The sequence below is a fragment of the Methylophilus luteus genome, from assembly GCF_042676265.1.
In the GTDB taxonomy this organism is placed as follows: Bacteria; Pseudomonadota; Gammaproteobacteria; order Burkholderiales; family Methylophilaceae; genus Methylophilus; species Methylophilus luteus.
This window is the reverse complement of sequence record NZ_JBHTKB010000001.1, coordinates 1,690,692-1,714,160: the sequence shown is the minus strand read 5'-3', so window position 1 is coordinate 1,714,160 and position 23,469 is coordinate 1,690,692. Positions and strand designations below refer to the sequence as shown.

The window sequence follows — 23,469 nt, the reverse complement described above, 5'->3', positions numbered from 1 at the left end:
GCTAAAACAAGAAAGCCACTAGTGTAACCACCAGTGGCTAAAAATCCAAGCAGAGACTAACGCTAAAATTAAGGTGCCAGCGCTGCTTCGTCTTCTTTTGCTTTCTTTTCCGAATCACCGATCAGGTTGGCACGGCTCACGCCCAGCCACATGGCGATAGGGCAGGCGACCAATACCGAGGAGTAGATACCAAACAGAATGCCTATGGTCAGAGCCAGCGAAAAGTTATGCAGGGTCTCGCCACCAAAAAACAGCATGGAACAGACCATGGTCTGTGTCATCAGGTGGGTGATGATGGTACGTGACATGGTGCGGGTGATGGCGTTATCTATCACCTGCACGGCAGACGCTTTACGCATTTTCTTGAAGTTTTCGCGCACGCGGTCAAATACCACCACCGATTCATTGACCGAGTAACCCAGCACCGCCAGGATAGCCGCCAGCACCGTCAGGTTGAACTCCCACTGAAAAAACGCAAAGAAACCGAGAATGATGATGACGTCATGCATGTTGGCGATAATCGCCGCCACCGCAAAGCGCCACTCGAAACGCAGCGCCAGGTAACCCATGATGCCGGCACACACCAGCAGCAAAGCCAGTGCACCGTTCTCGTAGAGCTCTTCACCCACCTGCGAGCCTACAGATTCCACACGGCGGATCTCGGCGCCACTATCTGCATTTTTCAACGAGGTGGAGATTTTTTCTGACAATTGTGCGATCGACAGTTCTTTTTTCACCGGCAGGCGGATCAGCACATCCTGGCTGGAACCGAAATTCTGCACCGTGACATCATTAAGCCCGGTCTGGTCTATGACTTCACGGATCTTGCTGATATCGGCAGTGGCCGGGTAGTGCACTTCCATCACTGTGCCGCCTGTAAAATCCACGCCGTAATGCAGGCCTCTGTGCATGAGGAAGAACACCGCCAATATAAAGGTGATCAGCGAGATCGAGGTGGTCAGACGCCCGTAACTCATAAACGGGATATCTTTTTTAATTCTGAATAATTCCATAATCTGTTCTCAAATAGGTTGTGACAGCGATCGCTAGTGCCAGGCCGGTTTAACCGATAGGCAGGCGCTCTATCTTGCGTCTGTAGCCGTACAACAGGTTGACCAGCGCGCGAGAGACCAGCACAGCGCTGAACATCGAAGTCATAATGCCCAATACATGCACCACGGCAAAGCCCTTGATCGGGCCAGTACCAAACATAAACAGCGCCAGGCCTGCGATCAGCGTGGTGACGTTGGAGTCGAGTATGGTATCGAATGCGCGATCGTAACCGGCATGGATACTGGCTTGCGGCGTGTTGCCATTGCGCAGTTCTTCACGGATACGCTCGTTGATCAGCACGTTGGCGTCAATCGCCATACCCAGCGCCAGTGCGATCGCCGCCAGGCCAGGCAGCGTCAGGGTCGCTTGCAGCATGGAAAGGATAGCCACCAGCAACAGCAGGTTGACACCCAGAGCCATCACCGACACACCGCCAAACACCATGTAATAGATGATCATCATCACCGCGATGGCGGCAAAACCCCACAGCGTAGAGTGCACGCCGCGCTTGATGTTTTCTTCACCCATGCTAGGGCCGACTGTACGTTCTTCTATGATTTCCATAGGCGCTGCCAGTGCACCTGCACGCAGCAGCAATGAGATATCAGTCGCTTCCTGCGCGTTGGCCATGCCGGAGATCTGCACGCGACCGCCACCTATCTCTTCATTGATCACCGGGGCGGTGATCACTTCGGTGCTGCCTTTTTCAATCAGCAGGATAGCCATGCGTTTGCCGACGTTCTCGCGGGTCACGTTCTTGAAGATACCAGCGCCGCGGCCATCCAGCGTCACGTTGACCACAGAAGAACCGTTCTGGCCGTTTACGCCAGGGCCGGCATCGGTGATGCGGTCACCGGTCAGTACTACACTCTTCTTGACCAGGACCGGGCGTCCTTCACGGTCAAAATACAGTTCGTCACCAAACGGTACCTGGCCGTTTTGCGCCTTCTGCAAGGTGGCCATATCGGCTTTATCTTCATCTACCATGCGGATCTCCAGTGTCGCCGTGCGACCCAGGATATCCTTGGCTTTTGCCGTATCCTGCACGCCGGGCAATTGCACGACGATACGGTCTACACCTTGCTGCTGCACGATAGGCTCAGCCACACCCAGCTCATTGATACGGTTATGCAGGGTCTGCAGGTTTTGCTTGAGCGCAAAATCCTGGATATGTTGTTGCGCCATGGCGCTCATGCTGGCCGTCAGACTGAACTCTTTAGCGCCGCCTGAGATCTTGTAGGTCAGGTCAGCAAAGTTTTTTGCCAGCAGGTTGCGCGCCTTGGTTGCTTCAGCCTCAGACTCAAATTTAACCACCACGGTCTGGCCTTGGCGCTCTATGCCGTAGTAGTTGATTTTTTCCTTGCGCAAAGACATACGGAAATCGCCAACCGTACTTTCAGCTGCCTTATCCAGCGCGGCTTTCATATCCACCTGCAGCAGAAAGTGCACGCCACCGCGCAGATCCAGGCCCAGATACATAGGCTTGGCGCCTATGCTTTGCAACCAGTTTGGTGTTTGCGGCACCAGGTTGAGTGCCACAGTGTAGTCTTTGCCCAGGGTAGACACCAGTTTGTCTTTTGCCTGCAACTGGGTATCCGTATTGGCCAGGCGCACTTTCACGCCGCTGGCATCCAGAAACAGGCCATCAATAGGGATGTTAGCCAGTTTTAAAGTGTCTTCCACTTTATGCAGCAGGTTCTCGTCTACCTTGAGAGAACTTTTGGCCGGACTGATCTGCACCGCTGGCGATTCACCAAAAAAGTTGGGGATGGTGTAAAGCAAACCAATGACAAAGACTGTGCCTATCAGCACGTATTTCCATAATGGATAACGGTTCATAGAAAACTCTTATACGGAATAAAGGACTGGAAAATGGTCACTTGTAATTAAATGGACTTGATGGTGCCAGGCGGCAACAAAGTTTGTACGGTGTGTTTTTGCACATTGACCACAGTGCTGGCAGCGATTTCAATGCTGATAAAGCTGTCGCCGACTTTAGTCACCTTGCCGACGATACCACCGGTTGTTGCCACTTCATCGCCAGCTTTTAATGCTTCCAGCATGGCTTTATGTTGTTTTGCCTGTTTGACTTGCGGACGGATCAGCATGAAATAGAACAACACAAAAATCACTATCATGGGCACAAAGCTCATGATATCGCTGGTTGTTGCAGAGGCGGCATAGGCATTGCTGATCAACATATTTTTTCTTCCTGAATCTATCTACGAAATAACACGCGATTTTAGCACAGGCAGCAGAAGAATAAACGTGAGGGTGAGTGGGTAGTGACTATGCCAGCGAAAAGCTGTTTTTTGAATCAGGGATTTTGCGTCTGCTCAATGTCTTGTGCGCAGCGTGCCTGTTGCAGCTGCATCGCTCAGGCCAGCAAGCAGGCGCCGGCAATTCAGGAAGTTTTGCTATCGCACTGTTTCAGGTAGCGCCCACCCAGGGCACGGTAGAGCAATACCTGAGCCTGCGTGGCGTCGCGTTCGATCTTGATGCGATCAAGCTCGATTTCGGTTGCTTCAATCTTAAGCAGCAATATGTCTAAATCCGAATTCATTCCCGCCTTGCGGCCAGCCTGTGCTTTCAACTGTATGGCCCGCATCAGTTTTTCATTGGCCTGCGCCTGTGCACGCAGCGTGCTGGCAACGCTCATCTTGTCTATGGCATCTTGCAAATCTTGATAAGCCTGGATCAGGGATTTCTGGTATTCGATCAAGGCGATACGCGCCTGGGCCTTGGCTGCATTGAGGTTCGCTCTGTTTTTGCCAAAGTCGAAAATGCTGGTGAACAGCGAAGGCATGATGGTCCAGCCTTTGCCAGCATAGGACATGACATCGGAGAAAGTTTCGGAGGTGCGCCCAAAAGTCATGTCCAGCTTGAGTACTGGCATAAATGCTGCCCTGGCCGCGCCTATGTTGCCATCCGCCCGGCTGATATTGAGTTCTGCATACTGCACGTCAGGACGCAGTAACACGACGCGGGAATCAATCGGCCTGTTTCGCCACATTTCCTGGCTTGGCCATTGGTTTAAGGCGGTCAAACCACGTTGCTGCAATAGTTCAGGTAAATCAGTTAAACGATATAGCGTGCCATATGACGCGTGCATCTGCCGTTCAAGGTCAGTGTAATTTTTTTGCAGCGACCTGCCTTGCATGTTCCAGTTTTGTATTTCCAGTTCTGAAAGCTGTCCGCCTGCCATCAGCATCTGCATATAGGCCTCTGCTTTTTTGCGTAAAGCCATTTCACGCTGCAATGCGCTACGCGCTTTTGCCGTAAACTGCAGGTCGTAATAGTGGGTGAGGATCTGCGCCTGCAGCTCAACCATGGTGAATAATCTATAGGCTTGCTGCGACAATACCTGCGATTTTTCGGCATTATTCAGACTGCGCAGCCTGCCCCAGACATCGATTTCATAGCCGGTGATACCCAGCTGGGATCTATAACGGGTTTGTATAGGCGAGGTGCTGCCCAGAATGTTGTTCAGGCGTGGCGACAACACCGAAAGATCGGCGCGAGATTGCGAATTATCACTCCTGATAGCACTCAGCCCTAATCCCAAAGTAGGAAAAAGTGCAGCCAGGGTGCCATCCTGCTTTGCCTGGCTTTCACTCACGCGCTGAGTGGCTATGCGCAGATCGACATTGTTTTCCCTGCCAGCAGCAAGTAAACGATTCAACTCAGCATTCTCGGTATAAGGGGCAAAGTCAAGCAAAGGGTCTGCCGCGCAGTAAGTGACGACTTCTTTTTCTGCCGTGGTTTTGTCACCCAGGGTTGTGAATTGAAAGGTATTCTGCACTAGCGCTGGTGGCTCGGCTTTAGAGAATGGGGATAAATTGCAAGCCGTCAACAAGCTGGCAGTGACCGCCACCATGCAGGCATTTTTTAACTGGTGTCTCATCGCTTTCAACCTTGGACCTTGGCCGGCCGCCAGCGCTGCAAAAGCTGTGAGAATGCCTGCTTTTGTGCCTTGTGGAGTTTTTTTTGCAGCGCAACTGGCGCTTCGTAAAACCGTTCTAAATTAGCCAGATAAAGCCAGCTGTCAGGATGGTCCAATAGATGCTGCTCTAAATAGTTAACGCCTAGAGACATCAGGCTGGCAACGTCCTGAGCTTCTTCGTGCCAGGCCTTCAGATATAGGTGATATCCGTGTTGGTCCATAGAACCATGACCATAGAGCACCGGCCAGCCCAAGCGCTCTACGATGCGCCAAACACCACTGGCCATATAAGCCTTGCGCCCTAGCAGCATGCAAGGTTCAAGAACATCATATTCAATGCTGTCATTCTGCGGGCTCAGATCATAGAACACCGCAATACGGCATTTTGGGTCCTTGGCCGCCTGCAGCATTGCAAACATGCCTGCGCGGTCTGCACCTACACATTGCACTTTCCCGCCCGTGATCACACTCAAGCGCTCGATAGTGTCCTGCATGGGTTTTTTCAATACCGTGATGGGCACGATCAGCCTTAAACCGCTATTAGCCAGCAGCTTTCCCACCGCACTGATGGAGACAAAGTGATCACCTGTATGCGTCAATGCAATCATGCAGCGCGTGCTGATGATACGGGCCGCAAAATTGCCGGTGTCATGCACAGATACGTATGGGAAGATCATTTTGCCAAGATAGTGAGTGATGTCCTTTTTGACTTCGGCCACAGATAGCCGGCGGTTCACCAGTTGCAATACTTGAGAGCGACGATAGCGTGAAGAGACTTTAAAAAAAGCCGGGCCTACGATAAGCATCGCATTGCCAATGCAACGGGATTCAAGCTCCTTTGGGAAATAGATACGGCCGCTGAAGTCTGCCATGGCCCATGCCCAGGGGAATCGCCCTGCACGCAAACATAGATATACCGGGATCAATGCTGAGAATCTCACATAATAAATGCACTGTTTCAGCCAGCGCGATGCATAAGAAAATGGTGGCATCATGTGGTGCTCTTGTGTTGGGAAAGCATGGTCAATGTGCCTCCATCCAGTAAATAATGATGATCGCAGATCGCTTCTACCCGCTTGTCGTGGGTGATGATCAGGGTGGCCATAGTCAAGCTATTCAAGGAGGCGATGATGGTGTCGGTATTGATGTCATCCAGATGCGAGGTCGGTTCGTCGAGTATCAGTAGGCGTGGCAGTTGATAAAGCGCTCGTGCCAGCATCAAACGCTGCCTCTGCCCGCTGGATAAGCCGGCACCAGTGCTGCCTATGCGCGTATTCAAGCCATGCTGTAACTGCGGGATCATGGAGCGCATGCCGGCAGTCTCGACCGCATATTCAAAACGGTCAGGATCCAGATCTATATTGCCGAACAGGATATTGTCTATCACCGTGCCATCGACTATCTCATCGTCAAACGAACTGACGGCAACTGCCGACCGTAACAGCTCATGACCATGTCGGTCTAATGCAATATCATTCATATAGATCTGGCCTGCTGTAGGTTTGAGCAAACCACAGATCAGGTTGATCAAGGTCGTTTTTCCGGCTCCGGACTGCCCTCGTATACATACTTTTTCGCCATAAGCGATTTTAAAATCCAGCGCGTTCAGTATGGGGACATCCAGATTGGTATAAGCAAAAGAAATCCCCTGTAGCTGTGTGCTATGCCAACTTTCCACCGCGGCGACTGAACTGGCATAGCTGGAAATGTCGGGGATCTGCAGCGAGCTGGGAGTGATGTCATGCAGCTTGTTGGTTTCCACCAACGCCATCTTTACCGCATGATGTGACATAACCATGGTATTGATCGCATTCATCAATAAAGCCGTGTAAAGCAAGGTAGCGAACAAGGCACCTGTGGTTATTTCACCCTCCAACGCCAAAGATGCGCCTATGCTGAGCAGTAATAGGGTCATGGCAGAGGTCAGCACCGTGGAGAAGGCCCCCAGATTTTCAAGCATATGATCCAGCTTGATGCGGTAGGATTCGAGCGACATGTGCTCACTCAGCCAATTACTGGTGTGGATGAAACTGAGCCCTTTAAGTTTGATCGAGCGTATGGTGCGTACTGCTGCCAGCAACTGCAGGTCACGCTTGACCTCAGCTTCAATCACGCCCTCTTTGAGCTGCATCATGCGCTGCAGCGCGACATGGCGGATGATCAGCAAACCAATCGCAATCACCACCACCGTGCCTCCCAGCATAGGGTGCACCAACAGCAACAGAATACTGATAGCCGCCACGCTCAAAAACGAGATGCCTATTTCTATATATCCCTGGGTATAGGCGACATGAATGGAGTCTATGGCCCGCACTTTGCGCAACAGATTTGCCGCCGAACGGCGTGAGAAGTAGATCAGCGGCATTTGCAGCAAAGATTGCACGATTTTTGCACCATGCCACTCGCTGATGTCAGCGCGCAAACGGCTTATTAAAGCATTCTTTAAAAATAAAGCCACCAATTGCACTAGTGCCAGGGTGCCAAATATATATAGCAGTAAAGAAAGAAACTCCTTGTCCTGTTTACCTAGCACTTCATCCACGGCCAGCGATACGAATTTTGGCATGACCAGGGTGATCGTCTGTGCCAGCACACCAAACACTATCATGGGGTATAGGTAAGCTGGGTACTTGAAAAAAGCCTTGCGGAAATCCGGCCAGCCATAACTGAATTTTTGCTCAGATGACTGCTCTAGCGGCAATGCTTCTGCAGCATTGTTTTCCACTGCCAGTATGTCCAGGGCCACGCCGGAAAATCTGGCCGACGCCTCTGTACGCGAATAACGCCGCAGACCAACGCCTGGGTCCATGATGTCTATGGTTTTTTTGCTACATGCCACCAATACCACAAAGTGATTATGATTCCACAGCAGGATCGCAGGACAGCGCAATTGATCCAGGTCTTCCGCCTCCAGCTTCACCCCCCTGGCTGCCATGCCTAAGTTTGCTGCCACCTTGATCAGGTGGTAGATAGTCAAACCGTTTGAGGTGATGTCATAGCGCAGGCGCAAGCTTTTGAGCTTTACAGTCTGGCCGTAGTGCTGAGCGATCGCGGCGAGACAGGCCAGGCCGCACTCATAGGTTTCATCCTGTAAAACAACAGGGAATTGGCGTTTAAACCACATAATTATTCCGACGGGTTTCTAATAAAGGCTTTTTTAATCGGCAGCATCATCCACTCAAATAATGAGAGTGGTGGCTGGGAAACGTAGGCAGTAACGGCCATGCCGTTGATCAGGGCAGCTGCAGGGATCTTGTCTTTGCGGCTGATAAGCAAGCGCGCAACGATGGGATAAGTTGCCTTTTCTCCGGATTTGAGATCCGTCTTCATGATGGCTGAGCTGGGTATATGTGTGATCTGCGCCTTCAGCACGCCATAGGTTTGATAAGGGAAACTAGTGAAACGGACTATCAGCGGTTGTGCGGGGTCTATCATGCCTATGCTCACATCATCGACCATCAAAACGATCTCTGTCTGTTTTGTGGCATGCTTCTGCAGCAGTATCAGTTGCTGATTGGCCTTCACATCCTCGCCTTCATGCACCAGAATACTGTCGACCTGCCCATCGTGTCTGGCCAATACTGCGGTGACATTCTGGCGCTGCAGGTCATGCAGACGGGATCTGACCTCAAGGATGGACTTGTCTATATTTTCCAGCTGCATGCGCCAATTGCCCTCATGCTCTATCAGGCTGCCAGCAATCTGACTGTCATCCTGGCGCAAGCGGTGCAACGATTGCATCAATTGGTTGGTCTTCACTGCACTTTCATGCAGGGACATGCGCATGCGGTCAAGGTCTACGCCGCGTGCCGCGCCTTTATTCACCAGATCTTCCAGGGTGGTGGCCTGCCGCGCTACATTCTGTTCATATTCCTGCGCGTTAGTGATTGCCCGGCCCAGATGCTCTTTCGCCGATGCGCTATGCTGATTTGCGCCATGCGCAGTCGTCAGCGTGGCGTTGAGTTTGGACTGAGTGTCTTTTTTTAAAACTTCCAGATCATGCAGCAATGACTGCGTAGACTCTATCAGCTGTTCGGTGATCGGTCTGGACTTGGCATCCAGCGCATCGCTGATATTGCTGCTGATCTCGGCAATGACTTGCCCGGCCTTGACCTGCTGGCCTGGCGACACAAAGATCGCCGTCACTGTGCCGGAACTTGCAGACATCGCACTGACATAAAGGCCTTTGCGCACCACGCCTTCTACCATATTTTTTTGCTGGTAGCGGCCCTCTCCCAGCAGAGCTGTCACGATCACCGCCAGGCTTATGAATAGTAGGGCATAAATGGTGTAGGGGAGTGGTGTACGGGTGTGTACACCTTGCAAAGGAACAAACATGTTGGTAAGCCGTTATTATTGGTTAAGTTGTCGTTGCTCGAAAAAAAGAGGCAAGTCTGAACTTTGCCTCTCCAATATCCTGCTGGATATTTAATATGTAAAGTTAAGATCCGCCGCTGTCAGACTTAATGGTGGCGATTGGTGGCGCACCTTTTTGATAAGTATCAAATATACCGTCCATAATGCCTGCTGCACGAACATCAAAACCATCTTCGGTACCGGCCAGATCCTGACCACCGCGATACATCTGGTTCTCAGCGTTTTCTAAAATTTCTATCATGTATTTCTCCTAACAAATAGTAAAAAACTTAATAGGGCATTTACCCTGCGAGCATACTAGCAGCCAGAAAAGGGCAGATTCTTACAATAGCTGATGGCGTTGAAGTCATTTGTAAAGCTGCCTGGCTGAGCGTGCGCAAGCCTATTAACAAGCCGTGTATTCAGCCTGGGCAAGTGCGCTGTCGGGACTGCCGCCTGTACTGCAGCAGCGGCTGACCGCTGGGCGTAATGGCCGATACGAGTCAGCACTGAGTGTGATGGTTACAGGTATTGAGCTAGCTTTTCAGCATCGCTGTTGCTTAGGTTTTGCTGTTAAGAGTTAGAGAGTGCTATGGGCTTAAGAAATAGGGTGGCGACTATGCGCCGGAAGGCGAGGCAGGGGTGAGTAAGTCCTGCAGGATCAGGAGGGGAGTTGTACGGCCTGGCCGGGCCGCAAGCAGATAAGCCGTTGTGGTAGTTGTTGAGAAGTGGCGTTGAGAGTATTTCTACTAACAGCCGCCACCTCTGTTGCCGCTTTGGACTAGCGTTTTGTTGCTTGCCTTGTTGCTAATGAAAAAACATAGGCTAGAGGGGTCGCTGCTAAAAAGAGCTTAGCTGAGGCTAGTGGTCTGCATGCTCATCTGCGGGCTAAGCTATGCGAATCTGCGACTAACGCTTCTCGGCGCGCTTGCTGGCAAACTCTGCCTTGAATGCAGCAAACCTGTTCTCTTCTATCGCCGCGCGCATGCCCTGCATCAGAAACTGGTAATAATGCAGGTTATGGATGGTGTTTAAACGCGCACCCAGGATCTCGCCCAGGCGGTATAAGTGATGCAGATAGCTGCGGCTGAAGTTGCGACAGGTATAGCATGCGCACTCGTCATCCAGCGGGCGGGTATCGGTTTTATAGCTGGCATTCTTGATCTTGACATCACCGTATTGCGTGAACAGCCAGCCGTTACGCGCATTTCTGGTCGGCATGACGCAATCAAACATATCAATGCCGTAGCTGACGGCATCTACCAGGTCTTCCGGCGTGCCTACGCCCATCAGGTAACGCGGTTTATCTTTTGGCATTTGCGGTGCGGTGTGCGCCAGAATGCGCAGCATGTCTTCTTTAGGTTCGCCGACTGACAAGCCGCCTATGGCATAACCATCAAAGCCTATCTTTTCCAGGCCCTGGCGCGAAACATCGCGCAGGTCTTCAAACATGCCGCCCTGGATAATGCCGAATAATGCGTTTTTCTGCGCGCTTGCCGCTAGCGGGTCTTCGCTGTGGCTGGCTTGCGCCAGCAGTTGCTGCACTTCAGCCTCACCCCCTGGCAAAGCCATGGCTTGCGCGATAGTCTGGTTTTGGTAGACATTGAATGCATCACGGCTGCGTTGCGCCCAGCGCAGGCTGAGTTCCATAGACTGGCGTGCTTCGTGGTGGGTGGCGGGGTAGGGCGTGCATTCATCAAAGATCATGACGATGTCGCTATTGAGTACGCGCTGTATGCGCATGGATTCTTCCGGCGTCAGAAAGCAGCTGTCACCATTGATAGGCGATTTGAATTTGACACCAGCCTCGCTGATCTTGCGCAATTCTCCCAGGCTCCAGACCTGAAAGCCGCCGGAGTCTGTGAGTATCGGGTTTTGCCAGCCCATGAATTTATGCAGGCCCTCGTGTGCAGCAACCACTTCAAGCCCGGGGCGCAGCCACAGATGAAAGGTATTGCCGAGCACGATGTGCGCCTGGATCTCGTTCAGCTCCAGCGGCGACATGGCTTTGACGGTGCCGTAGGTGCCCACTGGCATAAACGCCGGCGTTTGTACTTCGCCATGCGGGAGGTGAACGGTGCCGCGTCTGGCGAGGCCATCAGTATTGTGTAGTGAAAACTGCATGAAATAGCGATAACTAGCTGAAATAAACGCGCATTTTAGCACAGCGCAATGATGCGCCCGCTGCCTGTTTCCGGGCTCTGATATTCCCCGACTGCGCTTGCATTTTTTGTGATTGCCCGCAACAATGCACGTATCTGCATTATTGAACCCTCCTATGGCTGAACCACAAACCAGACTGTCGCGACGTGAAGAACATACCAGTTTGCGTCAGCGTGGCATTTATTTGCTGCCTAACCTATTCACCTCTGCCTCCCTGTTTGGTGGCTTTTACGCCATTGTGCAGGCGATGAACCAGCATTTTGAGCAGTCTGCGATCGCGATCTTTATCGCCATGGTGCTGGACGGGCTGGATGGCCGTGTGGCGCGCATGACCAATACCCAGAGCGCATTCGGCGCCGAGTATGACAGCCTGGCAGATATGGTCTCATTTGGCGTGGCGCCCGCGCTGATCGTCTATGTGTGGGCCTTGCAACCCATGAACAAGCTGGGCTGGATCGCGGCCTTTATTTATTGTGCCTGTGCCGCCCTGCGCCTGGCCCGCTTTAATACCAAGATCGACGACCCGTTTCAGGATAAACGTTATTTCCAGGGCTTGCCCAGCCCGGCGGCTGCAGCTTTGCTGGCGGGTTTTGTCTGGGTGTCTTACGAATACAATATCGATGGCCGCGAAATCTTTTTCGGTGCCGTGCAGGTGAAATGGATAGCCTGGTGCCTGACCGTGTTTGCCGCCGGCTCTATGGTGTCTGACCTTAAATTCTATAGCGGCAAGGATATCAACCTGCGCCACTCGGTGCCTTTCGTGGCGATTCTGGCCGTGGTGCTGGCATTCGTGCTCATTTCATATAGCCCGCCTGAAGTGCTGTTCAGTGTGGTGTTCGTTTATACTTTGTCTGGCTATTATTTATGGACGCGCGACCGCATGGCGGCACAAAATAAAACTTAAGCTATGCCGTACACATCAACGCGCCACCCCTGGCGCGTTTTTTATTGGCGCACGAATCGCGGTGGACTGTTATAGTCAATTGTGGGGCAAGCAGGTAAAATTCCGGCTACCAGGTTAGGATAAATTCATGGAACAAATAATTATTTTCGATACCACGTTGCGTGACGGCGAACAAAGCCCGGGTGCAGCGATGACCAAAGAAGAAAAGATACGCATCGCGCGCCAGCTGGAAAAGCTGGGCGTAGACGTGATCGAGGCCGGCTTTGCCGCGGCCAGCCCGGGTGATTTCGATGCCATCTCCGAGATCGCCAAAGTGATTAAAACTTCCACCGTCTGTTCACTGGCGCGCGCCAGCGAGAATGATGTGCGCCGTGCCGGCGAAGCGATCAGGCATGCGGCCAAAGGCCGTATCCACACCTTTATCGCCACCAGCAAGATCCATATGGTCAACAAACTGCGCATGAGCGAAGACCAGGTGGTCGAGCGGGCGGTACAGGCCGTGAAATGGGCACTTGAATATACCGATGACGTTGAGTTTTCTGCCGAAGATGCCGTGCGTTCCGAGATTGATTTCCTGGTGCGTGTGTTTGAAGCCGTGATTGAAGCCGGTGCCAAAACCATCAATGTGCCCGATACGGTAGGCTACAGTATTCCTTCGGTGTGGGGCGAGCGCATGGCCGAACTGATCAAACGCGTCAAAGGCGCTGACAAGGTCATCTGGTCTACCCACTGCCACAATGACCTGGGCATGGCGGTAGCGAACTCGCTGTCAGCAGTGATGAACGGCGCCCGCCAGGTCGAGTGTACTATCAATGGCCTGGGCGAGCGTGCCGGCAACGCCAGCCTGGAAGAGATCGTGATGGCGATCAAGACCCGCAGCGATATTTTCAACCTGAGTACGCGTATAGATACCACGCAGATCGTGCCTGCTTCCAAGCTGGTTTCCACCATTACCGGCTACCCGGTGCAACCCAACAAGGCGATAGTCGGTGCCAATGCGTTCGCGCATGAGTCTGGCATCCACCAGGATGGCGTGCTCAAACACCGCGAGACCTATGAGATCATGCGCGCCGAAGACGTGGGCTGGGGTGCCAATAAACTAACCCTGGGCAAACTGTCTGGCCGTAACGCTTTCCGTACCCGCCTGAAAGAACTGGGCATAGAGCTGGAAAGCGATGACGCATTGAACGCTGCCTTTGCCCGCTTTAAAGAGTTGGCCGATAAAAAGTCAGAGATCTTTGATGAGGATCTGCACGCGCTGGTCAATGATGAAGTGGTGCAGGACACCGCCGAACTGTTCAAGCTGGCTTATCTGCAAGTGGCCTCGCAAACCGGTGAGATCCCGCACGCGGTACTGACGCTGAACCGTGATGGCAACGAGCAACGCACGGAAGCCACTGGCGGCGGCCCGGTAGATGCGACGTTCAAGGCGATTGAAAACGTCGTCAATAGCGAAACCGAGTTGTTGCTTTATTCAGTCAACAATATCACCAGCGGTACCGACGCCCAGGGTGAAGTGACCGTGCGCCTGGCCAAAGGCGGCCGCGTGGTCAACGGCCAGGGTGCAGATACCGATATCGTGGTGGCCTCTGCCAAAGCCTACCTCAATGCGCTGAACAAGCTTTATGCCAAGGTGGAAAAACTGAATCCTCAGGTAGAGTAGTTGCAAGCCGGGGATTTTGCATGAATGAAGGTAGGGTATTGAATGCCAGCTAAGCAGCAGTGGCTGTTAATCGTGGGTGCGTTGGCATGTACTTACCTGATCTGGGGGTCTACCTACCTTGCGATCAAATATGCCATTGAGAGTTTTCCGCCCTTTGTCATGGTCGGCGTGCGCTTCACCGTGGCCGGCGCATTGCTGTATGTGATTTTGCGCGGCCGGGGGCATGCAGCCCCTACGCTGGTGCAGTGGCGCGGTGCCGCCCTGGTCGGGCTGCTGCTGCCGGTGTTGGGCAATGGCACGGTCTCACATGTGCAACTGCATGTTTCATCCAGTGTGGCGGCCCTGGCGATCGCCACGGCACCGATTTGGATGGCGATCTTTTCCAGCCTGTGGGGGCATAAGATCAGCCGTCGCGAGTGGCTGGGCATTGCCATAGGCCTGGTCGGCATACTGTTGCTGAACACGCGTGGCAGTTTGCAGGGCGACTGGCTGAGTGCGTTTTTATTGATGTTTGCAGCCGCTTCTTGGTCGCTGGGTTCGGTGTGGAGCAAGCATATGGCCATGCCTGCCGGCCTGATGGGTGCCGCCAGCCAGATGCTCTGCGGCGGCTTGATCGCGCTGCTATTCAGTGCGGCATTTGGTGAGCAGTGGCCGGCACAGATCACGGCGCGTTCCTGGGCGGCGATCGCCTTCCTCATCGTGCTCGGTTCCATGGTGGCGTTTTCTGCTTACCACTGGTTGCTGCACAATGTGCGGCCCATGGTGGCGAGCAGTAATACCTTTGTTAACCCTATCGTGGCATTTGTGGTCGGCGTATTATTCGCCGCTGAGCAGATCCATGTCATGGAATATATCGCGCTGGCTGTGATCCTGGTCGGCGTGTTTCTGGTACTGACTTCAACCACAGAAGCGGTGCCGGATGAAACGATTGTTTAATCATGTGGTTTAAGAAAAGATATGAAGCAAAACCTGGCGTTATTTGATTTGGACAACACCCTGCTGGCAGGGGATAGTGACTATAACTGGAGCCTGTTTCTGATAGGTGAAGGCTTGCTTGATGAGCAGACGCACAAAGCGCGCAACGAGCAGTTTTACCTCGACTATAAAAATGGCAACCTGGATATTTATGCTTTTCTGGCTTTCCAGTTACAGCCATTGTCGCAGCACCCGAGAGCGGTTCTGGATCAGCTGCACAAGAAATACCTCGCTGAAGTGATCCGCCCCATGATGACGCAAAAAGCACAGGCGCTGGTGGATAAGCACAAAGCCAATGGTGACCTGTGCATGGTGATCACTGCTACGAACAGTTTTGTCACCAAGCCTATCGCCACTGCCTATGGTATAGAACACCTGATAGGTACCGACCCTGAAGTCGTCAATGGTGAATTCACCGGCGGCGTGAGCGGTACGCCTAGTTTCCAGCAAGGTAAAGTGACGCGTCTGAACGAGTGGCTGGCCGCGCGTGGGCAAAGCCTGGCAGACTTTGAAACCAGTTATTTTTACAGTGATTCACACAATGATCTGCCACTGATGAAACTGGTGACAAACCCGGTGGCGGTAGATGCAGACCCTACGTTGACCAGCTATGCCACTGAACAAGGCTGGCCTATCATTAGCCTGCGTGATTAAACTCTGTCAGAGGCATATTGTTAGCGCATAGCTGGCTGGCTGCTTCCGCGCATAGCATTAAATAAAAAAGCAGCGAGATCGCTGCTTTTTTATTTAACACCGTTAGCCGTTAGCGGTTTAACACCACATGCAACACAAAGCGGCTACCTATATAGGCCAGCAGCAACAGCACAAAGCCTATCAGCGTCCAGCGCGTGGCCGTTTTGCCGCGCCAGCCATATTTAAAACGGCCAAACAGCAGCCAGGCATAAATCAGCCATGAAGCGATGGAAAAAACGGTTTTATGGTTGAACTGCAAGGGCTGGTCGAAAATCTCCTCACTGAACAACATGCCGCTCACCAGGGTGATAGTGAGCAACACAAAGCCTATATGCAATACCCTGAACAACAGGGCATCCATCACCATCAGCGGCGGAAAACCAGGCAAAGCCAGCCAGCTGTTTTTCTGGTGCAAGGCGCGCTCAGCCATGCGCATCAGGCAGGCGTGCAAGGCGGCAAACGTAAACAGGCTATAAGCGACAATCGCGATCACAATATGCAGGCTGAACAGCGTCAGCCCTGCAGTGTTCACGTAATAATCTTTAATGGCAAAAGCCGGCATCAGCACAAACAAGGCCGCTGGCGGCAGCACAAACGCCTGCAAGCTGTGCAATGCATGCTTGAGGTCGGCTATCCAGTAGATCAGCACCGTGAGCCACAAAATGGCAGACAGCGCGAAATAAACCCCCAGGTTAAAGCCGCCGACAGCGAACATATCTCTATATAGCAGCCAGCCATGCAGGATCACGCCCAGTGCCACCATGGCGCTATGCAGTTGAAACGAAGCCTGCGTTTCACTGGCCGGCTTGTTTTGCCTGGCGATCCGCCAGTAATCCATCGCAACGGCCGTATAGATAAATGCCACCACCAGGTAGGGAATAAGATGTTGAATCATGCGCCACATTATGGCAAAACTCGGCGTATTCGCCTAGCATGATGTAAAATCCCTACCTTATCCCAGACCTGTTTTAAAGAGAGTTTACCCATGTTGGAAAACCTGACCGGCCGCCTGCAAGGCGTGATCAAAAACCTGCGCGGCCAAGCACGTTTAACCGAACACAACATTGCCGATGCCATGCGTGAAGTGCGCATGGCACTGCTGGAAGCCGATGTGGCGCTGCCGGTGGTGAAAGACTTTATCGCCCGTGTCAAAGAGCGCGCCAATGGCCGTGAAGTGCTGCAAAGCCTGACCCCGGGGCAAGCCGTGATCGAAGTGGTCAATGACGAACTCACCGAGTTGATGGGCAAAGCCAATGTCGGGCTCAACCTGGCGGCCGTACCGCCAGTGGTCATTTTAATGGCAGGCCTGCAGGGCGCCGGTAAAACCACTACTTCCGGCAAACTGGCCAAACTGCTCAAAGAACAAAAGAAAAAAGTATTGCTGGCCAGTGCCGACGTCTACCGCCCGGCAGCGATTACCCAGCTACAGACCCTGGCAAAACAGCTGGATATCGATTGCTTTGACAGCAACCCGCAGCAAAAGCCGCTTGAAATCGCCGCCCAGGTCATGGAGCAAGCGAAAAAGAGCTACTACGATGTCGTGATCTTCGATACCGCAGGCCGGCTGGCGATCGATGAAGCCATGATGGCCGAGATCAAAGACCTGCACGCCTTGTTAAAACCGACCGAAACCCTGTTTGTGGTCGACGCCATGCAAGGCCAGGACGCCGTCAATACCGCCAAAGCCTTTGGCGAAGCCCTGCCGCTCACCGGCGTCATCGTCACCAAACTGGATGGCGACTCACGTGGTGGTGCCGCCTTGTCCGTGCGCCATGTGACCGGCCAGCCGATCAAGTTTATCGGCGTCAGCGAAAAAGTGGATGGCCTGGAGCCTTTCCACCCTGACCGCATGGCAGGGCGTATCCTCGGCATGGGCGACGTACTGAGCCTGATTGAAGAGGCACATAAAAAAGTCGATCTGGACGAAGCGAAAAAAGTCGCCGACAAACTCAAGTCAGGCGCCAAGTTCGACCTCAACGACTTCAAATCGCAGATGCTGCAAATGCGCAAAATGGGCGGCATGGCCTCACTCATGGATAAAATGCCCTCGCAGATCGCCGGCATGGCACAAAAAATCAACACCGATGACGTAGATAAATCCCTGCGCCGCATCGAAGGCATCATCAACAGCATGACGCCTGATGAGCGCAGCAAGCCAGAACTCATCAAAGCCACGCGCAAAAAACGTATCGCAGCGGGTAGCGGCGTGCAGGTGCAAGACGTCAACCGCCTGCTGAATCAGTTTGAAGAAACGCAAAAGATGATGAAAATGTTCAGCAAAGGCGGCATGGCCAAAATGATGCGCGGCATGGGTGGCATGATGGGCGGTAAATTCCCGGGAATGTAAATCCACGAAAACGGGATTCTGTCAAAATAAACTTTTTATACAAAAAAGCAAAAACAGCATTGACCAATCCCCGTAAATCCCCCATAATCGCGTTCTTTCAAATTTGACGCAAAACAGCGCGGCAGGCAAGAAAACATTGGGGTGTTAGCTCAGCTGGTAGAGCAGCGGACTTTTAATCCGTTTGTCGTGGGTTCGATCCCCGCACACCCTACCAAAATACAAAAACGGCTCGCAGAAATGTGAGCCGTTTTTCTTTTCTCAATGCAAAGTAATTAATTAGAGCGCCGGACTCATAATCCGTTGGTGCTGTGTTCGACTCACAGAGGGGCCACCATTTATAGAGAGACTCAAGGCTAACGCCTTGGGTCTTTTTTGTTTTGTGGTGAGGTAAACTAAGTATCTTGATGATTTAATCAGTTAATACTATTAAAACAAATTTATGAAGATGTTTCTGTTTGTCATTGTTACCCCAATTATAGGAGCTCTTTTATCCTTAAACATACCGTTTGTTTACACAAATATTGAATGTCAAATATTCATTACCGGCTATATTCTTTTGTATTTACTGTATATGTATGTAATGGTTCAGGAAAAGAAATATAGAGGCAAACGGTATAAGCCATATAGAACTTATGAAGATCTCAAAACAATAAAAGATCGGATATTATTTTTAGTATCCAATTTCATCATGCCATTAGGAGCAGGTTGGTTTTTAACCTTATCTACTCCCATTTTGTCTGAGTGCTTGGCAACTGATTTTGAGGTACGTGAGTATCGTGTCTCCGAACTCATTCAAACATCTCGAAAGATGGGTAACAAAATCAGAGTAATTGTTACTGATATCCGTGGTGATCAAGCTTCATTTATTGTAAGCCCAGATTTAGCTAGTGATGTGGGGTTGCATAAAAGTCAGAAGTTAGTCGTTACTGGCAGGTATTTACCAATGGGATTGGTAATCGATAACATTAATGGAGTTAAGCGATAGTCCGCTGGTGCTGTGTATGACTCACAGAGGGGCCACCATTTATAGAGAGACTTAAGGTTAACGCCTTGGGTCTTTTTTGTTTTGTAGTGAGGTAAACTAATGAACACCCAAATCAAGAAAATCAGATGGATCTTATGCAAGATATTCCCATCCCCTTAATCATATTGATATTGGTATATTGCTTAGTTTTTGCAGTGGATATCTACCTTCGAAGAGTTGCACCTAAGCGTAACCAAAATGATCGATGCCCTTATTGTAATAATAAACTTGATATCACTACACCCCGCAAAAAAGTAAGAGTAGCTGAAGGGCTTGTATATGCTTACCTTTGTTCAAGGTGTGATAAATGGCATTCAATAACTTCCCGCTCGATTTGGATAATATTGATTGCGGGTTTTATTGGCACAACAGTATTAGTTTATTTGGCCCCTACTTGATATTTTTCAATATAGGCAAGCAATTAGGGACAGGCTGGTCGACGGTAATAGCGGTAGGAATCGTTGGCCATTATGTTGGCTCGGTGTTGGAGTTGAATTTTTTATCTTTCAAGCCAATGATCCTAGATACAAAACCTAATGAAAAAAGTGAAAATCCCACCAGAAAAATATAGCCACCTGCGCCTGCAATGATGTTTATTCCAAATGGAAAATCATTGACCAAAAATTTGAATATCATTTTCCTACTACTGACTTTGTCGGCGTGCGTCATAAAAATAAGAGCTTCACCACATAAAGAAATGATAAGGCAGATGATGTCATACCTATTGCTAAGTATTTTTGCAGCTTTTTGCTTATCAAAGAAACCTTTAATGAAAGGTGGTTTTGTTTTTACCCCAAGATTGAGATATTGAGTATATTTAAATTGCGTCGAATCGATCTCAGCGTAGACTTTGGAAATGGGGCCTGAGTAAACCTTTAAATAATCAATACGTGAATACCAATGGTAGAAAAAAAGACTACTTATCATGACTTGGATCAGGACTAACACTTTATAGTCGATCTGATTGTTTACTAAATTTGGAATGCATGCACAATAAATCAAGTAAGCGAAAAAAATCAAAAGTCCTAAGATTGTTTGATTATTTTCATTTTCTATTTTCTTTCTTTTATTCATTTTGTTATTGAGCGCGATTTTGACAATCAACAATAACATATTTTCAGTTACACCCTCAGCTACCAAAGTAAGTCATGGCTCACTGCTTATCTCGGATTCCCCATTTAGGTAGTATTTGTAGCTAATCGTTGCTAGTTATAGGGTTACAAATAGCGCCGATGTCCAAATCCTCGATTGATCGCGCTGTCTGGCTGCGATGAATAAAGAATGCTCACGATTAGGTTCAAGCTTCAGAGCGTTTAAATCTATTAGTCCTGATAGATCACGCGGCAATTCTTTATACGTGATCCGCTCGATCGTTACTTTTAATTCCGCACCTGGTAACTCCTTAGATACGAATTGTTTTTTGATTAAGTCGTCACCCTTTAATTCCAACTCAACTTGAGGGGCATGCACATACGGTTGAGGTTGTAGAGGGTCGCCGACTTTAATATAGCTATCGATACGAGAGTGCAGTTTAATGGTGCAACCAGCTAATTGTGAAACTTGCAGTTCTATACTGTCACTGTCACCATTGGTATCGGTACGGAATCCAATTGTAGTCGCGTTTTCACGCCAGCAAACCTGTTCGGGATGGTCCAGGCCAAACACGTTGAAATCGTTGATAGTCGCTCCTGTGGTCTGAATCTCTCCAGTCCAATAAGCGCCGCGATAGCGATCTTTGATTCTAGCGCCGCCTATCCTGATGCGGATACGGTCGTTTGATAAGCCCAGCTCTTCATGCAGATTGCGCGTCCATATGAGTTTATCGCCATCATATAAGCTGACTTCTTCCCAGCCTTGGTCACCCAACAACTGATATTGCACTGGAGCAGAGCCTTCTAGTGTATACACGTCGCCCATCAGGTGTTCGCCGTGCCGCAAGCTGGCAAAGCTACGCTCACCTGTAGTCGCAAATGTATGCCGCGCGCGCAATGCTTTAGCCACGCCTTCGCGATCAAATTTTTCGGCCAGTACGCCAGTCAAACCACCGCGCGAACCAAACACGGCGGTTGCGGGAACGCCACCGCCACAACGGCCTTGATGCTCATCGCTATTGGCTGCGGCACCTACACGGTAGCCACGCTGTAGTGCTTCGGCATATACCCAGTGAAACTGGCCCCAGGCAGAACTCACTTCGATCAGCCTCTCCAGCTCAGGGTGATGCCAATCCAGATTGCAGCGACGGCCGCCGACATGCGGCATCATCAAGTGACCCTCTGGGTCATGCGCATAGGCGGCATAGAGGTCATCCACCGGCCAGGCACCAGGCTTGAGTGTGTCGTGCGTAAACTCGTTCCATTCAAATGAGCGCACCAGGCGGCCATGTGCATCAAAAGGAAAAAGTGGTTTGCTGTCGCGTAAAAAGACGATGTTACGGTCGCCACCGGCGCAGGAGTTGCCGCACCATTCTGTGCCGGGGTAGCAGACGAAGCGGCCAGGTTCATTTAGCTGATGAATAAGTTCTACCGCTTTATCCCAGCGCTGTTCTGTGATATTGAAATCATTGGCGGTATAACCCAACACATCCAGGCCTGCAACATCACGCCCATAACTCAGGTTATACAAGGTGTCATTGGTCCCCACTGTATCATCCGAATGCACATGCAAGTCGGCATAGAGTGGCCGCAAGGCACCTGCTTCTGTTGAAACATTCACATAGGCCTGGGCAGAAGTCACAGCAGCACCTTCAACCTGCGCCAGTATTTTCCACTCGCCGTGCTGCGCCAGCTTGATATTCTGCAAACGCACGATAGCCCAACCCTGCTCAGCCAGTGTGAATGGGATGGTTTGCTCAGCGGAAAGCGGTGAAATCAACTTTAATTCACCGCTCAATGGCAGGTTGCGGCAGGTATTGCCCCAGCTATCATCTGCGCGCACGATGATATCGAATGGCGTTTCACTACCCACCAAACGCGGCGTGATGATTTGCAGGGCGGATGGCTCGCCGGGAATGAAATCAAGCAGAACATCGCCAGGCACTTCTGCGAATTTAGAGCTGCCTAGCGGGTCAATGAATAAACGGAACTGAAAGTCTTTTTCGACAAAGCTCTGCACCCTTGTACCTGGCCCACCTTGCCTGCGATCGCCTAGACGGATCACGATACGGTCTCCGGGGTTTAAATAGCCATCGATCACATCAACGATAACGGTTTTCTGGAAAGGCCTTTCGTGTCCTTTCTGATCAAACCTGACTTTGAGGCTTTGTACAGTCGCCGGGCTCTGGCCAGGGACCAGTTCACCTGCAAGATACTCAGCGGATATAAAGTTTGCCCCGGCTGGATCGCTGGTTTGAAACAGTGCCCAGTCAGAGTAGAACTTAAAGGCCAATTTAAGCCACGCGCCATCTGCCAAACCAGACCCGCCCACCTCATATGTCAGCATCAGCTCGGTCCATTCCCCCGCGACCAGTTCACGTCGATTGGCTGTCAGGCTGCCAAGGAAAGGTCTGCTCTTGTTGCGCTCGTATAACCCTTGCGGCGCAATGTAAGTACCAGCTTCAGTTTTTGGATCAAATGTATTCATACCGTATCTCTTTAATTAACTCGCCAGGTCTGGTAGTGCTTCTCTATACGCCGGAAAACCAGGCTTTCCATAAGCCAGGCAATCAGCCCGATAATGACAATGCCTAGCAGTACCTGGCTGCTATTACCGATTTGGCCGCCCATTGAAACCATCCAGCCTATGCCTTTGGAGGCACCTATCATTTCAGCCGCCACCAAGGCCCGCCAGGCCTGACTAAAGCCTATGCGCAGCGCTGCGGTGACAAAAGGCAGCGAAGCCGGGATATACACATGCTTGATGATCTGCACCGGGCTCGCACCTAAGGTGCGTGCAGCACGCACTTCTCCGCCACGTATGCTTTGTATGCCTTCTTGAATGGTGATCGCCATGGGAAAAACCGCAGCAATAAAAATCACCATGACAATAGACCAGTATCCCAGCCCAAAAATGATCATGGTCAGCGGCGCCCATGCTACAGGGGGGATGGCCATGAAAAGACTGTTCAGTGGCGATATAAAATCGCGGAATCTGTTTGATAGGCCAGCCAGAGCACCAAGCAGTATCGAAACCATGATGGCCAGGGCAAAACCGCCAAGTTCTTCATAAAGGCTGGCTTTTAAATGCACCCAAAGACTGCCGTCATTGACCCAGCGCACGGCTTCTTTGGCAACGTCCCATGGCTGAGGCAATATGTATGAAGGATAAAAACTAGCGACTATGCTCCAGCATATGATCAGGAACGGCAGCGATAACCAGCCCCAATTGAAATTCGAATTGCGTGCCATTGTCA

The 23,469-nt window shown here is 51.1% G+C and carries 19 protein-coding genes and 1 tRNA gene; 7 read left to right on the top strand and 13 right to left on the bottom strand.

From position 1 onward, the window contains the following. Positions 1-68: 68 nt before the first annotated feature. The 9 genes from secF to ACFQ1Z_RS07975 form a co-directional block, all read right to left on the bottom strand. Positions 69-1,013, bottom strand: coding sequence for a protein translocase subunit SecF (secF, locus tag ACFQ1Z_RS08015; protein ID WP_379056867.1), 945 nt, complete (start codon positions 1,011-1,013; stop codon positions 69-71). A gap of 49 nt (positions 1,014-1,062) precedes the next feature. Continuing rightward, positions 1,063-2,892 (bottom strand): protein translocase subunit SecD, encoded by a 1,830-nt coding sequence (gene secD, locus ACFQ1Z_RS08010; protein ID WP_379056866.1) that lies wholly within the window; start codon positions 2,890-2,892, stop codon positions 1,063-1,065. 47 nt (positions 2,893-2,939) lie between these two features. Next, complete coding sequence (gene yajC / locus ACFQ1Z_RS08005) at positions 2,940-3,254, bottom strand: preprotein translocase subunit YajC (RefSeq protein WP_379056864.1); 315 nt, start codon at positions 3,252-3,254, stop codon at positions 2,940-2,942. 203 nt (positions 3,255-3,457) lie between these two features. After that, the gene (locus ACFQ1Z_RS08000; protein ID WP_379056862.1) at positions 3,458-4,957 is read right to left on the bottom strand and encodes a TolC family protein; all 1,500 of its coding nucleotides are present in this window, start codon (positions 4,955-4,957) and stop codon (positions 3,458-3,460) included. 5 nt (positions 4,958-4,962) lie between these two features. Then, positions 4,963-5,868 (bottom strand): hypothetical protein, encoded by a 906-nt coding sequence (locus ACFQ1Z_RS07995; protein WP_379056861.1) that lies wholly within the window; start codon positions 5,866-5,868, stop codon positions 4,963-4,965. A 119-nt stretch (positions 5,869-5,987) separates the two neighbouring features. Next, positions 5,988-8,120, bottom strand: coding sequence for a peptidase domain-containing ABC transporter (locus tag ACFQ1Z_RS07990; protein ID WP_379056859.1), 2,133 nt, complete (start codon positions 8,118-8,120; stop codon positions 5,988-5,990). Positions 8,121-8,122: 2 nt separating this feature from the next. Further along, entirely contained in the window at positions 8,123-9,334 is a 1,212-nt protein-coding gene (locus ACFQ1Z_RS07985; RefSeq protein WP_379056857.1) for an HlyD family secretion protein, read from the bottom strand. Between the two features lie 103 nt (positions 9,335-9,437). Beyond that, positions 9,438-9,614 (bottom strand): hypothetical protein, encoded by a 177-nt coding sequence (locus ACFQ1Z_RS07980; protein WP_379056855.1) that lies wholly within the window; start codon positions 9,612-9,614, stop codon positions 9,438-9,440. Between the two features lie 647 nt (positions 9,615-10,261). Further along, positions 10,262-11,476 carry a tRNA guanosine(34) transglycosylase Tgt gene (locus tag ACFQ1Z_RS07975; RefSeq protein ID WP_379056854.1) on the bottom strand — a complete coding sequence of 405 codons (1,215 nt, stop codon included), beginning with the start codon at positions 11,474-11,476 and terminating at the stop codon, positions 10,262-10,264. A gap of 154 nt (positions 11,477-11,630) precedes the next feature. Here ACFQ1Z_RS07975 and pssA point away from each other — a divergent pair, with 154 nt between their 5' ends. The 4 genes from pssA (at position 11,631) to ACFQ1Z_RS07955 (ending at position 15,711) form a co-directional block, all read left to right on the top strand. Then, positions 11,631-12,419, top strand: a complete 789-nt coding sequence (gene pssA, locus ACFQ1Z_RS07970) for a CDP-diacylglycerol--serine O-phosphatidyltransferase (protein ID WP_379056852.1) — start codon at positions 11,631-11,633, stop codon at positions 12,417-12,419. Positions 12,420-12,546: 127 nt separating this feature from the next. Beyond that, on the top strand, positions 12,547-14,082 hold the full coding sequence (locus ACFQ1Z_RS07965; protein WP_379056851.1) for a 2-isopropylmalate synthase: 1,536 nt from the start codon (positions 12,547-12,549) through the stop codon (positions 14,080-14,082). A gap of 42 nt (positions 14,083-14,124) precedes the next feature. After that, complete coding sequence (gene yedA, locus ACFQ1Z_RS07960) at positions 14,125-15,018, top strand: drug/metabolite exporter YedA (protein ID WP_379056849.1); 894 nt, start codon at positions 14,125-14,127, stop codon at positions 15,016-15,018. Between the two features lie 21 nt (positions 15,019-15,039). Further along, a complete protein-coding gene (locus tag ACFQ1Z_RS07955) occupies positions 15,040-15,711 on the top strand; it encodes a histidinol-phosphatase (RefSeq protein WP_379056847.1) in 672 nt (223 codons plus the stop codon). A 109-nt stretch (positions 15,712-15,820) separates the two neighbouring features. Here the strand turns inward: ACFQ1Z_RS07955 and ACFQ1Z_RS07950 are convergent, their stop codons facing one another. Then, positions 15,821-16,645, bottom strand: coding sequence for a cytochrome C assembly family protein (locus ACFQ1Z_RS07950; RefSeq protein ID WP_379056846.1), 825 nt, complete (start codon positions 16,643-16,645; stop codon positions 15,821-15,823). A gap of 90 nt (positions 16,646-16,735) precedes the next feature. On the opposite strand from ACFQ1Z_RS07950, the gene ffh reads away from it, so the two are divergent. The 3 genes from ffh (at position 16,736) to ACFQ1Z_RS07935 (ending at position 19,082) form a co-directional block, all read left to right on the top strand. Continuing rightward, positions 16,736-18,097, top strand: a complete 1,362-nt coding sequence (gene ffh, locus ACFQ1Z_RS07945) for a signal recognition particle protein (RefSeq protein WP_379056845.1) — start codon at positions 16,736-16,738, stop codon at positions 18,095-18,097. 138 nt (positions 18,098-18,235) lie between these two features. Next, positions 18,236-18,311: transfer RNA gene (locus ACFQ1Z_RS07940), tRNA-Lys, on the top strand. Positions 18,312-18,536: 225 nt separating this feature from the next. Continuing rightward, positions 18,537-19,082, top strand: coding sequence for a hypothetical protein (locus tag ACFQ1Z_RS07935; protein WP_379056844.1), 546 nt, complete (start codon positions 18,537-18,539; stop codon positions 19,080-19,082). A gap of 507 nt (positions 19,083-19,589) precedes the next feature. Here ACFQ1Z_RS07935 and ACFQ1Z_RS07930 read toward each other — a convergent pair. The 3 genes from ACFQ1Z_RS07930 to ACFQ1Z_RS07920 all read right to left on the bottom strand — a co-directional run bounded on the left by ACFQ1Z_RS07930 (position 19,590) and on the right by ACFQ1Z_RS07920 (position 23,464). Continuing rightward, positions 19,590-20,234 (bottom strand): hypothetical protein, encoded by a 645-nt coding sequence (locus ACFQ1Z_RS07930; protein WP_379056843.1) that lies wholly within the window; start codon positions 20,232-20,234, stop codon positions 19,590-19,592. Between the two features lie 96 nt (positions 20,235-20,330). Then, entirely contained in the window at positions 20,331-22,700 is a 2,370-nt protein-coding gene (locus ACFQ1Z_RS07925) for a hypothetical protein (protein ID WP_379056842.1), read from the bottom strand. 11 nt (positions 22,701-22,711) lie between these two features. After that, positions 22,712-23,464 (bottom strand): ABC transporter permease, encoded by a 753-nt coding sequence (locus ACFQ1Z_RS07920; protein ID WP_379056841.1) that lies wholly within the window; start codon positions 23,462-23,464, stop codon positions 22,712-22,714. Positions 23,465-23,469 lie beyond the last annotated feature (5 nt).